The organism is Oceanisphaera sp. IT1-181, assembly GCF_033807535.1.
GTDB lineage: Bacteria > Pseudomonadota > Gammaproteobacteria > Enterobacterales > Aeromonadaceae > Oceanimonas.
In genome coordinates this window covers 3,533,806-3,548,368 of the sequence record NZ_CP136856.1, presented here as the reverse complement: position 1 = coordinate 3,548,368, position 14,563 = coordinate 3,533,806, and the positions used below count along the sequence as shown (strand labels likewise).

Below are 14,563 nucleotides of genomic sequence, written 5' to 3'. Positions count from 1 at the left end.
AGAAGCAGATGCAACTAAAACCCAAGATAGCCCTCTGGCTATTGCCCCTGCTATTGGTGCAAGCATTAGTATTAATTGGCACCTCTTATCACCTTTATCAGGACTACGTTAGAGAGCAGATCCAGGTGCAGACCAAAGACTCTCTGCTGCAGGTGAGAAGTACGCTACAAGCCAAATTGAAGGTAATAGAGGCCGACAGTGCGATACTGGCCAATAATGTGGTGCTCAATCGTTATTTAATGACCGAAGAAAACATTCGTGCTCATGTCATGCACAACGTGCTGGCTAAGGAGTTCGAGTCTTTTATGTCGGTTTACTCGGAATACCAAGAAATAAGCCTAATAATGCCCGATGGTTATGAAGAGCTGGCACTGCTGACCGACGACTCCCTCAACCAAAGCGATGACGAGAGCAATACCTCCTACTTCAAGGCCATACAAACCGCAAATACCGACTACAAGGTCTGCATCATCATAGATCCCGATACCGGTCGCTGGATGCTGATATCGCTCAGAAAGCTGGTATTACACAACCCGGTAGAAAGGACCCAAAACAGCCAAGGTGAGCTGAAGGGCTATCTGGTGATCAAGTCTAATTTGGACTTCTTCAATCCCATCGTCGATAACAATAACCTGTTCAACGAGGGGTTCAGTCTGCTTTATCATGGTGACGGCACTCGAGTGCTGCAACTGGGCGATACCCGACTGTCCGCCGCAGGTCTGTCAACGTTAGCAACGCTTGGGCAAGAGACTAATGATGACGCTATTCATTATAAAGAAAACTTTATCCTCGATGCACAGCCTTACTTAGTAGGGCACATGTCGTTAATGGACGGCCTTTATTTCTCCATTGGCTGGCCCGCATCCAAACTACACCAGCTACTGTGGGAAGTGGGCTCCAGCTCGATTAAATACACCCTCGCAGTCACGCTGTTCAGTATGTTGATGTTGTACTGGCTGCTGAATCGACTGCTGATTAATCCTATCCAGCAATTAGGCCATGCCGCCCGCCAGCTAGGTAATGGCTCCGGGTGGAACTTTTACAGCCGCAGTAATGACGAAATTACCAGCCTGGCCAATAGGGTGCGAGACATGGGCCAAGCCCTGCTTGCACAAAAGCGGGAATTACACGAAATCGCCTATTTAGATGGCCTGACTCGACTGCCAAACCGGCGCCAGCTGCTGGAAGAACTGGATAAACATTATGCGAACAGCGATGGCGGCCCCCCGACCATCGCCCTGATGTTTCTGGATCTGGACGAATTCAAGCATATCAACGATACCCTAGGCCACGAAACCGGTGATGCGGTGCTAATAGCCATAGCAAGGTGTATTGAGCAAGTTCTGCCTAACGCCAATGCTTTAGAACACCAAAACTATCCCCTGCTGGCTCGGCTGGGTGGTGACGAGTTCACCATATTGCTGCGCAATATTCGAGAGCGGAGCGAAGCCGAGACGGTGGCCCAACGCATCATCCATGCTCTGGATTCTCCGCTGATGGTGGCTGACAAAGAGCTGCGGATCGGGGTGAGTATCGGTATTAGTCTGGCCGTTGAAGCGGGCGAAAGCGTAAGCGAGTTACTGAAAAGTGCCGACTTAGCCATGTATGACGCCAAGCACCACGGTAAGAACACCTATCGTTTCTTCTGTCGTAGTACCGCTCTGGCCTCGATCAAAAATCTGGAAATAAAAGAAGATCTGCATAAGGCTATCGACCACAATCACCTGCAGCTGGCTTATCAACCGCAGATTTGTGCCCGCAGTGGCCGCTTGGTGGGTTGTGAAGCCTTGCTACGTTGGCACCATCCAGAAAAAGGCTGGATCCCACCCGAAGTGTTCATTCCCGTGGCTGAGCAATCGGGACTTATCCTGCTACTGGGTCGCTGGGTCATTCTGGAGATCTGTCTGCAGATTAAAGCTTGGCAAGACCAAGGTGAAATCGTACCTAGGATGTCGGTAAACGTCTCTTTTGTGCAGCTACTCAGGGAAGATATGCCCCGCCTACTGCAAGACTGCTTAGCCCAGCACCAGCTTTCTCCTTCAAGCCTCACAGTTGAAGTCACTGAATCCAGCATCATGCAAGGAGAAGGAGCCATAGCGCGGCTAAGGCAGATCCGCGCGACCGGTACTCGGATTTCTCTGGACGACTTTGGTACCGGTTATTCCTCCTTGAGTGCACTTAAAGGTCTACCGATAGACGAGCTGAAGATAGACAAAAGCTTTGTCACTGACCTAAACCAAGGCAGCGACGGCAAGGCCATTATGTCTGCCGTTATTGCCATGGCCAAACAGCTGAACCTAACCGTGGTGGCGGAAGGCGTCGAAAACGAATTCGAACTGGCTTACTTGCAGCAAAAAGGAGTGGATATCGTTCAAGGTTACTACTTAAGTAAACCTCTGCTAAAAGCAGAGTTTACCGCCTACCTGAGCCAACATTCGGCGTTTCGGTTAGTGATGGCAGACTGCTAATCGGCGGCACGCCTCTCTTTCTACCAATGGCGCTTTTTTCTATAGGTAATGGCAATAAAACCTTCACCCAACTAAATAAGACGTGAAATGCACGCTATATTTGAGATATAGATCACATTCACTTAATCTGTTGATATACCTTTTAGGGCGCTACGGCGCCCTTCTTGTGCTTGATCGATATATAAATGCAGTAAACGTCAGAGTGACGCTGTGCCACTGTATGTAGACCTTGTGTATTGTGTCTTTACGTATTATTAAGGATCTAACATGTTAAACCTTAAGTCAGGGACGCTGCTCAAACGTGTGCTCGCATTAGCACTGACCAGCCTAATCTGGGTAAGCTCAGCGCAAGCCGCAGATAAATTTAAAGCCGTGACCACTTTTACCGTGATCGCCGATATGGCGCGCAACGTAGCCGGTGATGCGGCGATTGTGGAGTCCATCACCAAACCCGGTGCGGAAATTCACGACTATCAGCCAACGCCTGGCGATATTATTCGCGCTCACGATGCCCAGCTGATTTTTTCTAACGGTTTGAACTTAGAGCTGTGGTTTGAGAAGTTCTATCAAAACATGAAACAGATGCCAGAAGTGGTGGTCTCCGATGGCATAGAGCCCATGAGTGTGGTGGCCGGCCCTTATGAAGGTAAGCCTAACCCCCATGCGTGGATGTCGCCGAAAAACACCATCATCTATGTAGATAACATTCGTGATGCCTTTATGAAATACGACCCGGATAACGCGGATATTTATCAGGCCAATGCCGCCGTTTATAAAGCCAAAATTGAAGCAGAAATTGCGCCTATTCAGCAATTGATCGCAGAGCTGCCAGAAGATAAGCGCTGGCTAGTCACCAGCGAAGGCGCTTTCTCTTATTTAGCCCGCGACTTTGGCTTAAAAGAGCTGTTTTTATGGCCCATTAATGCGGATCAGCAAGGTACACCGCAACAAGTGCGCAAGGTTATCGATACCATGCGCCAGCATCAGATCCCGACTGTATTTAGCGAAAGTACCATTTCTGATAAGCCCGCCAAGCAAGTGGCACGCGAAACCGGCAGTCACTATGGCGGCGTCTTGTATGTGGACTCCTTGAGTGCCGAAGATGGCCCTGTGCCGACTTATCTCGACTTATTGAGCGTGACCTCACAAACCATTGTTACTGGCATCAAAGAAGGATTGGCAAAATGATCGAACGGCATCAGCAACCGAATGCAGCCACCGCGCTAACGGCCGATGCCGGCATGAAGGTCGAAGACGTCACCGTTACTTACCGTAACGGCCACACTGCATTACGTGATGCGAGCTTTGCCATTCCCACCGGCACCATAACGGCGCTGGTGGGCGTAAACGGTTCCGGCAAGTCGACCTTGTTTAAGGCCATTATGGGCTTTGTGCGCTTAGCTAAAGGTAACATCAGCGTGTTGGGCATGAGTGTGGACGAGGCCTTGCGCCAAAACCTAGTGGCCTATGTACCCCAATCGGAAGAAGTGGACTGGAATTTCCCAGTACTGGTAGAAGATGTCGTCATGATGGGCCGTTATGGCCATATGGGCTGGTTACGCCGCGCTAAAAAGGTGGATCATGAAGCCGTGAGCCAAGCACTGGCGCGCGTGAACATGACAGAATTTCGCAAACGCCAAATCGGTGAGTTATCGGGCGGCCAAAAGAAGCGGGTATTTTTGGCTCGCGCCTTGGCGCAAAACGGCCGCATTATCTTGCTCGATGAGCCTTTTACTGGCGTGGATGTAAAAACCGAAGATCAAATCATCGCCCTGCTCCGTGAATTACGGGCCGAAGGCCGAGTAATGTTAGTGTCTACTCACAACCTAGGCTCGGTACCGGAGTTTTGTGATCGCACTATCTTGATCAAAGGCACGGTTTTGGCCCATGGCATCACCCAAGATATCTTTACTCAAGACAACCTAGAACTGGCCTTTGGCGGCGTGTTGCGCCACTTTGTGCTCAATGAAACTCGCCACGGCCGCGAGCACGCCATCGGTATTATCAGTGATGATGAGCGTCCCTTGATCATCAAGGCCGGCCAAGTGCACAGTCGAGAAGCACAAACCCAGTGGGAGGGCGAAAACGATGACCATACTGCTTGAGCCCTTTGGCTATCAGTACATGATTAACGCCATGTGGGTCTCGGCTTTAGTGGGTGGCGTGTGCGCTTTTTTATCCTGCTATTTAATGCTCAAAGGCTGGTCGCTGATTGGCGATGCCCTGTCTCATTCTATCGTGCCAGGGGTAGCGGGCGCTTACATGCTGGGCTTGCCTTTTTCGCTGGGCGCCTTTTTTTCCGGTGGACTGGCGGCGGGTGCCATGCTGTTTTTAAACCAGCGCAGCAAGCTTAAAGAAGACGTGATTATCGGGCTGATTTTTTCCAGCTTCTTTGCGCTGGGTCTGTTTATGGTGTCGCTCAGGCCCACAGCCGTAAACATCAAAACCATAGTGCTGGGTAATATTCTGGCCATAGATCCCATGGATATCTTGCAGTTAGTGCTAATAAGCGTAGTGACCTTGGTGATTTTGCTCTTTAAGTGGAAGGATATTTTGGTGGTGTTCTTCGATGAAAACCACGCCCGCTCCATTGGCATTAGCCCCACTAAAATTAAGCTGCTGTTCTTTACGCTACTGGCCGCTTCTACAGTAGCGGCACTGCAAACCGTGGGCGCATTTTTGGTAATTTGCTTAGTGGTCACGCCGGGCGCCACGGCTTACTTGCTCACTGACCGCTTTCCTCGGCTACTGATTATCGCCGTAAGCATTGGCTCAGTGAGCTGCTTTATTGGCGCTTATGCCAGTTACTTTCTCGATGGCGCCACCGGCGGCATCATAGTGGTGTTACAAACCTTATTGTTTTTACTGGCCTTTTTCTTTGCACCTAAGCACGGCTACTTCGCTGCTCGCAAACGGGCGGCGCAAGCACTGGAGGTGGCATCATGATGGAAACCTTACTGGCGCCCTTTCAGTTTAGTTTTATGACTAATGCGCTCACGATCTCGGTATTAATTGCCGTGCCAACCGCACTCTTATCTTGCTTCTTGGTGCTCAAAGGCTGGGCATTAATGGGTGATGCCATGAGCCATGCCGTATTCCCAGGCGTAGTGATTGCTTACATCGTCGGGGCACCTTTTACTATCGGCGCCTTTATTGCCGGTATGGTGTGTGCGCTGTCGATTGGTTTTTTAAAGAACAACAGCCGCATTAAGCAAGACACCATCATGGGGATCGTCTTTTCCGGCATGTTCGGCTTAGGTTTGCTGTTATATGTGAAAATTAACTCAGATGTACACCTCGACCATATTCTGTTTGGCGACATGCTAGGCATTGGCAGTTCAGATATTATCGAAACCGGCGTCATTGCCTTGATTACGGTACTGATCTTAGGCAGTAAATGGCGGGATTTTTTACTGCATGCCTTTGACCCCGCTCATGCACAAGCCATAGGCTTGCGCGTGAATGTGCTGCATTACAGCCTATTGTGTTTGATAGCGCTGACCATAGTGGCAGCACTCAAATCGGTGGGCTTAATCTTGGCCATCTCGCTGCTAATCGCGCCCGGTGCCATCGCCTTCTTGCTGACCAATAAGTTCAGCACCATGTTGATACTGTCGGTAGTGATAGCCGTAGTCGGCGCCTTTTTCGGTGTATATGCGTCATTCTTTATCGACAGTGCGCCCGCGCCCACCATAGTACTGCTGCTCACGCTATTCTTTATCGCGGCATTTATTCGTGCCACCTACAAGCAGGCTAATGTAGAAAAAGCAGTGTGAAGAGCGAAGAGGCCAACATAAGCTCTAAACACTAAAACCTAGTGCTATTTTGCAACGGAAGAACGCGGAAGGCGCGGAAAAATTAAGATGAGATAAGTTCGACGAGTGACAAAATCTTATTCTTGGTAAGAGCTAAACCAAAGCTTTTAGTTTTGCTGCGCAAAACCAGCCAGCTGAAGCGGCTTCTACGGTGGTTAGGTCTTACCATAAGAGTCACTTTCAGATTTGATCACTATTTTTCCGTGCTTATCGTAAACAAAGAGCAGTGGATTCCGTTGCAGATAATCTTGAGTCTTTGCTCTTTAGCTTGATGCTCAGCGCTAGTCGAGTGAGATAATTATGCCAAATCGGCTAAGGCCTTACGCAGTGGGTTAAAGTTTTGCGCGAAGCGCAGTGCCACGTAGCTGACCACCAAGGTCGCGATAACCAGCTCGCCTTCTGCCATCCAACGTAACTGATTAATAGTCGCAGCATCCAAACCTAGCGTTTCAGCCAGCGTAGCCACTTTAAATAAGGCGGTCGCACCTATCACCATCGGAAAAGTAAAGGCGGCGTAGCCTGGGCTAAAGGGTAAACGTAATAGCTTAATAAAGGCCAAGTAAATAAGGGCGGTCATTAACACGGCGATACCTAACAACACGGCCACTAATACGGGTGCAGGCTGTTCAGTAACGGTTAAGTAACCCGCTAAAGATAGGCTGGCGGGAGCGGCCATAATAGCGATAGTCGGTTTGGCGGCATCCGGCACCTCGGCACAAAATATCAGGCGATACAGCATCATGGGTAACATCACCGCATAACAAACGATACCAAACCACAGTAGCACTTGGGCCAAAGGAGCAAATGCACCACCTGGGCTTGCTACATCGGCCACTATGATACCAATGGGTGGCACAAACCAGCTGGGCACCATCTGGTGTAGTTTAAAGCCTTTCAGGCGATGCCAGATAAAGGTCACCAAAAAGACCAAATGCAGTGCGATGGCAAACAACCATAAGCCAGTTCCTAAACTGCCGCCAAGCGCTTTAGATACCACCATGGTGGCCATGGCAAAGGTCGGCACCACGCTGCCTACTACTGGGTGTGCTAAGTCTTGCATTAATAACTGCGGATGCAGCACAAACTTAGCGGTTAAGATCAGCAGCAGAACGGCGGCGATAATGGCGCCCAGCATTTGTGCGCCACCAGAAAACAGGCCCACATTTTCCCAAGCCCAGCCAAGGCTTGCGATACCTAACGCCAGCCCCGCCATGGGAGTGGGAACATTGGCAAAACGATGTCGAGAAATATTTAGCATGTGAGCCTCCTTGTTAACTGGCTCTAATCATAAAAAAACCTTAGTATTTACGATATCTAAATGATTTAAACAAAGTGTTTTGTTTTTCTAAATGATAAGTCTAAAACAGCTACAGGTATTTAGCAGTATTGCCCGCCACGGCAACTTAGGGCTGGCGGCAGCAGAGCTGTTTTTAAGCAAAGGTGCTCTTTCTCAAGCGCTGGCCGAATTGGAGCGCCAGCTGGGCCATCCGGTATTTGATCGGGTGCATCCACGCTTGCAGCTCAACGATCAGGGTCGCCAATTACAGCCGCTGGCTGAAGAAGTCTTAAGCCGCATCACGGATATTGAGCATTTATTTGATGAGCAAGGCGCGCCCAGCGGCTCTTTACGCTTAGGTGCCAGTCAAACCATCGGCAATTACCTGCTACCCAAATTATTGGCGCAACAACCGCAATTACAGGCCAAGGTGCGCATCACCAATACTCATAATCTGTGTGACATGCTGCTGCGTTTTGAGTTGGATATGGCATTAATTGAGGGTGAAAATTTTCATCCCACCTTGGTCACCCAAGACTGGTTGCAAGATGAGATGTTAGTTATCGCTCACCCTCACCACCCGCTGGCCGAGAAAAAAACGCTCAAGCTCGCGCAATTAGCACACCACAACTGGGTATTGCGTGAGCCGAAATCGGGCAATCGTGAGCAGTTTGATCGCGAGCTGACGCCGCAAATTGGCACTTTGGGTCAGACTCTAGAACTCAATACCCTAGAGGCGGTGATGCAGGCCGCAGAGCAAGGATTAGGGCTGGCGTTTGTGTCTAGAAGAGCGGTCAGTGATAGGCTGACCTATGGCCGTTTAGTCACAATCAATGTGAATACTTACTTATCTCGCACCCTCAAGCTGGTATGGCATAAACAAAAATATCACTCGGCCTTATTACGCCGCTTTATCGCGCTGTGCCAGCAATATGATGAAACAAAGCGGTAAGCCGTCAGCGATAAATTTTCAGCTAAAAAAAAGCCCCGAGTCATGAGACTCGGGGCTTATCTATATACTGACGGCTAAAGCCTAGCGCACGGCGGCTTTGTTTTCTGCAGCCTGATAGGCGGTAGCTTTCGCTTCTTCAGCCTGACAAGCGGCGGCGGTAAACAGCACGTCGGTGGAGCTGTTTAAGCCGGTTTCTGCCGAGTCTTGCAACACACCAATAATAAAGCCCACCGCCACCACCTGCATCGCGATTTCGTTAGGAATACCAAACAAGCTACAAGCCAGCGGTATCAGCAGCAAGGAGCCACCGGCCACGCCGGATGCGCCACAGGCCGAGACAGAGGCGATCACACTTAATAGCAGTGCAGTGCCTAAATCTACTTCAATGCCCAAGGTATGCACCGCCGCCAAGGTGAGTACGGTAATGGTAATGGCCGCACCACCCATGTTGATGGTGGCACCCAGTGGGATGGATACTGAATAGGTGTCTTCATGCAAGTCTAAGCGCTTACATAATTCCATGTTCACCGGAATGTTAGCGGCTGAGCTACGAGTAAAGAAAGCGGTTACGCCACTTTCGCGCAGGCACTTAAACACTAACGGATACGGATTGCGGCGGATTTTTAAGTAAACGATCAGCGGGTTCATCACCAGCGCAATAATCAACATGGAGCCGATTAACACTGCCAATAACCGTGCATAACCCCAGAGTGCATCAAAGCCGGTGGCCGCTATGGTGCTGGCTACCAAACCAAAGATACCGAAAGGCGCCAAGCGGATAACGAAGCGCACTATGCTGGACACGCCATCGGAAATATCCCGAAACACATGCTTGCTGGAATCGGCACCGTGGCGCAGTACCATGCCTAAGCCAATGGCCCAGGCCAAAATACCGATAAAGTTACCTGTGAGTAGCGCATTTACTGGGTTATCAACGATCTTGAATAACAAAGTTTGCAACACTTCGGCGATGCCTTCTGGCGGCGAGGCCTCAATGCCGATGCTGACTAATACCAAAGTGGTGGGGAAGATAAAACTCATCACCACAGCGGTCAGCGCCGCCACAAAGGTACCAATCAGATACAATGCCAAAATAGGTCTGATACTGGTTTGGCTACCTTTTTTATGATTGGCGATAGAAGACAGCACCAACACAAATACTAAGATGGGCGCCACCGCTTTTAGCGCGCTCACAAACAGGTTACCCAATAAGCCAACCGACTCGGCCGCCGTGGGTGACAGCACAGCTAACGCCACGCCGGCAATAATACCGACCAATATCTGCGTCACTAAGCTAACGCGATTACTTAAACGCAGTAAAAAGGGCTGTGTTTGGTTCATAGTCATCCTTTGATGGTAAAAACCCATCTTATCCAATCATGTTTCACCGATTTTATAGCAGAAGCCACTATAAAAAAACCGCTACTGCAGCATTTTGCAACGAAGCGCACATCTCGCTACTTTTATATGCTGCTTGAGTAATAGCTGCTAGCAGGAAAAACCACATTTGTGCTCTGGTTTAGACTGTGTTTCTTACTTCTCATCCCTCACTGTGCTACTGCAGCTATGTTTTCGGATCTTCATGTTAGGATGCGCTGAAAGCCTAATACCACACCGCCTGCTATCGGCTAAGCAAAGAAGGGATTCTTATGCGCTATCTGATTTTTTTTACGCTGTTATTACTCAACTTAAGCGCCCTTTCGGCTCGCGCCAGCACGCCCATACCTGAGCCTTTGCAGCCTTGGGTGGAGTGGGTCTTAGCCGATGAGCCGCAACGCTTGTGCCCTTTTTTATACAATCAAGCTAACGATCAGCCCTGTGCTTGGCCTACTCAGCTGAACCTGGACTTAACCGAACGCGGCGGGCAATTTAGCCAACAATGGCAGCTTTATAGCGAGAGCTGGGTGCCCTTGCCGGGCGATATTCAGTATTGGCCACAACAGGTTACGGTTAATAATCAGCCGCAACCTATCGCCATCAGACATGGCCGCCCCAGCGTTAAGCTCGCCGCCGGCCAATATATAATCCGCGGCCAGTGGCAATGGAATTCCCTACCCAAGAGCCTGATGTTACCGCCCGCCAGCGGCTTGTTAGCGCTCACTATTAATGAGCAAACCAAACGAGAGTTGGATATCGACGCCAAGGGGCTACTGTGGTTGGCAAAGTCCCAGACCGAACAACCCAATACGGCGCCGCCCTCGGATGCACTCACGCTGCAGGTGTTTCGAAAAATCAGCGATCTCAATCCGCTGCAAGTGACCAATCAGATAACGTTAGAGGTGACCGGTGAGCAGCGCGAGCTCGTGCTGGGCCCGGTATTGCTGGATAAGCAGATCTCCTTGCAACTCGACAGCCCTTTGCCTGCCAAAATAGAGCCCGATGGCCGCTTAAGAGTACAGGTGCGCCCCGGCCGCTGGACTCTTACTCTTATTAGTCGCCATCCCAGTGCCGTGCATGAGATAAGCCTACCTACGATCAAATCGCCTTGGCCAGAGCAAGAGGTGTGGGTATTTGAAGCAGTACCACAACTGCGCTTGGTAGAAGTGGAAAACCTCAGCTCGATAGACCCACAACAAACTAATTTGCCCAATGACTGGCAACGCCTGCCCGCCTATCGCGTAAACCAAGGCGAGCGCATGGTGTTGCGCGAAATTCGCCGCGGCAATCCAGACCCACAACCCAATCAACTTGAGTTAAGGCGCCAGCTGTGGCTGGACTTTGATGGTGGTGGTTATAGCGTACAAGACCGACTTACCGGCCAAATCAACCAAGGTTGGCGCTTAGAGGCCAACCCCGCATTAGAGCTGGGGCAGGTAACCTTAAATGGCCAACCGCAGTTTATTACTCAGCAAGTAGACTCTGACTTGAAGGGCGTGGAAATTCGCCAAGGAAACATAGATCTTATCGCCGACAGTCGTTATCAAAGCTCGGTTAGCAGTTTGCCGGCGGTCGGTTGGAATACGGATCTGGCCTCCTTACAGACTCGGCTATATTTGCCGCCCGGCTGGAGCCTACTTTCCGCCTCGGGTATGGATAAAGCACCCAACACTTGGCTGTCCCATTGGACGCTGCTGGACTTATTTTTAGTGTTAATTGCCGCCGTGGCCGCCTTTCGCTTATGGGGTGGGTGGTGGGGCTTGCTCACCTTAGTAACGCTGGCGCTGATCTGGCATGAAAGTTCAGGCTTTGGCCCACCACGCTGGGTATGGCTCAATCTAATGGCCGCCAGCGCCTTACTCAAAGTGCTGCCCGCGGGCTTACTCAGAAAAGCGATGATCGGGTATCGCAGTGTTTGCTTAGCAGTATTGCTGTTGATTGCTCTGCCTTTTATGGCCGAACAAGTGAGGCTTGCCATGTATCCGCAGCTGGCTGAAGTGAGCTATCACTTACCTAATACGGCGCTAGAACACTACTCATCTGTCCAAGAGGCAGAAATGTCGGCAGCGGATGATATGGGCGATGTTCGGGATGGTGAGTATCAGTCTTTAAAATCTGAGTCCTCACCCGTGCAATCCTTAACCGACAGCTATGTGCGCCGCCAAGGTTCGGCGGCACCCATGACCGGCAAATCACTCCCCCCAGCTCGAGCTCTGCATCAAGCAGATCCCAATGCTAAGTTACAAACCGGCCCCGGACTGCCCCTGTGGCATGCCAACAGCATAGACATGAGCTGGAATGGCCCGGTAGATGAGGCGCAACAAATTAATTTAATCTTGTTATCACCGACCATGAATCTGGCATTAAGCCTATTACGGGTGCTATTAATCAGCCTGCTGATGCTGCGCATGGCGGGCTTTACCCTCAGCCGCCAACGCGATTTTTATCAAGAGTCGCGCTTATGGTCAGCCCTGTTACCCATCGGCTTATTACTGCCTTTGCTATTAGCTTTGCCCTCGCCGGCACAAGCGGACATCCCTAATCAAGCATTACTGAATGAGCTAAAAACGCGTTTACTGGTGCCCGCCGACTGCCTGCCCGAATGCGCGCAAATCGCCAGGCTGCACCTCGCCTTACCGACTTTATCTGATAAATTTCCTGATAAAGTGTCTAATAACTTAACTGATAACTTGCCTGATAACGCGGCGGCCAACACACCTCAGCCGCTCAACATGGAGCTGGAAGTCCATGCCCAAGCGTCGGTGGCCGTCCCCTTGCCCCGTGCTCACGCTCATTGGCAGCTCAAGGCGGTATTAGTGGATGGGCAGCTGGCCACAGCATTGCGCCGTGATGCGGCCGGCATCTTGTATGTACCGCTGAGCAAGGGTATTCATCAGCTGCAGCTGCAAGGTGACTTGTATGGCGAGCAATTACAGCTGGATCTGCCGTTAGTGCCCCGTCATGTGCAAGTAATGGCCAACGGCTGGGCGGTGCGCGGGCTTAATGATAATGGCGTGCCTAATAGTCAGCTGCAGTTTAGTCGCGCCCAAGCACAGGCTGACTCCCAAGCGGGAGCGGCTCAGTTAGCGAGCGGCCCGCAACCGGACTTCGTGCAAGTTACGCGCACCGTGCAATTAGGGCTGGACTGGCAGGTAGACACCCAAGTAAGCCGCGTTTCTCCTTTAGGTCAGCCCATTATCTTGAGCCTGCCGCTGTTAAAAGGCGAATCGCTGCTCACGGATGGACTCACCGTCAAAGACGGTAAGTTGCAACTCACCTTACAGGCGGATCAAACGAGCGCTCATTGGCAATCGCGCTTAGATAAATCCGCTGAGTTAACGCTCACCGCCGCCGAGACTACTCGTTGGAGTGAAGTGTGGCGCCTAGATAGCAGCGCCATTTGGCACGTAGAAAGCAGTGGCTTAGTGGTGAGCCAACCCAATAGCGCGCAAGACGGCGAACAAAATACTTGGCTGCCGGTGTGGCATCCGTGGCCAGGTGAGTCGCTAACCTGGCACATTAGCCGACCAGCCGGCGTGCCGGGGCAAACCCTGACCATAGATAGCAGCCAGTTAAACTTAGCCACAGGACACAAAGCGGTAGATGTAGACTTAACATTACAGCTGCGCAGTAGCCAAGGCGGCCAGCATAGCGTGCAGCTGCCCGAGCAGATTGAGCTGCAGTCGGTGCTTATCGACGGTAAAAGCCATGCGCTGCGCCTGCAAGCAGATCACAGCTTGCTGCTCCCGTTAACACCCGGCGCGCAACAGATACAGATTAACTGGCGCCAACAGCCTGGCATTGCCACCGTGTTTAGCACGCCCAACATTGTGCTGAATAGCGCCAGCGTCAATAACGATATCCAGCTCACCCTAGGTGATGATCGTTGGATATTATGGGCCTCGGGCCCGCCTATGGGGCCGGCGGTGTTGTTCTGGAGTTTACTGCTAATTATCGCCTTACTGGCCTTTGGCCTTAGCCGTGTGCGCTTTACACCGCTGCGCTTTCACCACTGGTTATTATTGGGCATCGGCTTAAGCCAAGTGCCACTGTGGATGGCGCTAGTGGTAGTGGCGTGGCTGTTGACGCTGGGGCTGCGTGGTCGTTGGCAACATCAAACGGCAGGCGCGGCCTTTAATCTGGCACAAATTGGCTTGGTGCTGCTGAGCTTATTAGCGCTAGGCTTTTTATTTTTGGCCATTCAACAGGGCTTGTTAGGCTTACCGAATATGCAAATTAGCGGCCATGGCTCTTATGCCAATACGCTGCGCTGGTATCAAGACCGCAGTGCCGGAAACTTACCTCAAGCTTGGGTGTTATCGGTGCCACTGTGGGTGTATCGATTGCTGATGCTCAGCTGGGCACTCTGGTTGGCGTTTGCTTTGTTAGGTTGGTTACGTTGGGGCTGGAGCTGCTTTGCTTACCAAGGTTCATGGCGACCGGTGAAGTTGCATCTCAACTTTGAAAGCAAAAACAAAGCCGCCAAGGCAGCGGCTAAATCTGCGCCAGATAAGTCTGTTCAAGATAGGCCTGATCCAGATAAGCGTTTGTAGCTTCTAATAGCATCATAACTACAGCATAAAAACGGCGGCCATTAGGCCGCCGTTTTATTACCTGCAATGCTCTCGTTAGGGATTAAACGGGTACTTAAGTTTTACTGTTACCTAATTACGTA

The 14,563-nt window shown here is 50.9% G+C and carries 9 protein-coding genes; 7 read left to right on the top strand and 2 right to left on the bottom strand.

Annotated elements, in window-relative coordinates:
• The first annotated feature begins 8 nt into the window (after positions 1-8).
• From R0134_RS15740 to R0134_RS15720, 5 genes are all read left to right on the top strand, one after another.
• On the top strand, positions 9-2,468 hold the full coding sequence (locus R0134_RS15740) for an EAL domain-containing protein (protein ID WP_319782878.1): 2,460 nt from the start codon (positions 9-11) through the stop codon (positions 2,466-2,468).
• Positions 2,469-2,735: 267 nt separating this feature from the next.
• Positions 2,736-3,656 carry a metal ABC transporter substrate-binding protein gene (locus R0134_RS15735; RefSeq protein WP_319782877.1) on the top strand — a complete coding sequence of 307 codons (921 nt, stop codon included), beginning with the start codon at positions 2,736-2,738 and terminating at the stop codon, positions 3,654-3,656.
• On the top strand, positions 3,653-4,573 hold the full coding sequence (locus R0134_RS15730) for a manganese/iron ABC transporter ATP-binding protein (protein WP_319782876.1): 921 nt from the start codon (positions 3,653-3,655) through the stop codon (positions 4,571-4,573). The genes R0134_RS15735 and R0134_RS15730 overlap by 4 nt, the downstream gene beginning before the upstream one ends.
• Positions 4,557-5,414 (top strand): metal ABC transporter permease, encoded by an 858-nt coding sequence (locus R0134_RS15725; RefSeq protein ID WP_319782875.1) that lies wholly within the window; start codon positions 4,557-4,559, stop codon positions 5,412-5,414. The genes R0134_RS15730 and R0134_RS15725 overlap by 17 nt, the downstream gene beginning before the upstream one ends.
• Entirely contained in the window at positions 5,411-6,244 is an 834-nt protein-coding gene (locus R0134_RS15720) for a metal ABC transporter permease (RefSeq protein ID WP_319782874.1), read from the top strand. Before R0134_RS15725 ends, R0134_RS15720 begins: the two co-directional genes overlap by 4 nt.
• A 337-nt stretch (positions 6,245-6,581) precedes the next feature.
• Here R0134_RS15720 and R0134_RS15715 read toward each other — a convergent pair whose 3' ends face one another.
• On the bottom strand, positions 6,582-7,541 hold the full coding sequence (locus R0134_RS15715) for a TDT family transporter (protein ID WP_319782873.1): 960 nt from the start codon (positions 7,539-7,541) through the stop codon (positions 6,582-6,584).
• A gap of 91 nt (positions 7,542-7,632) precedes the next feature.
• On the opposite strand from R0134_RS15715, the gene R0134_RS15710 reads away from it, so the two are divergent.
• The gene (locus R0134_RS15710; protein WP_319782872.1) at positions 7,633-8,511 is read left to right on the top strand and encodes a LysR substrate-binding domain-containing protein; all 879 of its coding nucleotides are present in this window, start codon (positions 7,633-7,635) and stop codon (positions 8,509-8,511) included.
• Between the two features lie 81 nt (positions 8,512-8,592).
• Here R0134_RS15710 and sstT read toward each other — a convergent pair whose 3' ends face one another.
• Entirely contained in the window at positions 8,593-9,852 is a 1,260-nt protein-coding gene (sstT, locus tag R0134_RS15705) for a serine/threonine transporter SstT (RefSeq protein WP_319782871.1), read from the bottom strand.
• Between the two features lie 308 nt (positions 9,853-10,160).
• On the opposite strand from sstT, the gene R0134_RS15700 reads away from it, so the two are divergent.
• Positions 10,161-14,441, top strand: a complete 4,281-nt coding sequence (locus tag R0134_RS15700; protein ID WP_319782870.1) for a hypothetical protein — start codon at positions 10,161-10,163, stop codon at positions 14,439-14,441.
• Positions 14,442-14,563: the final 122 nt, after the last annotated feature.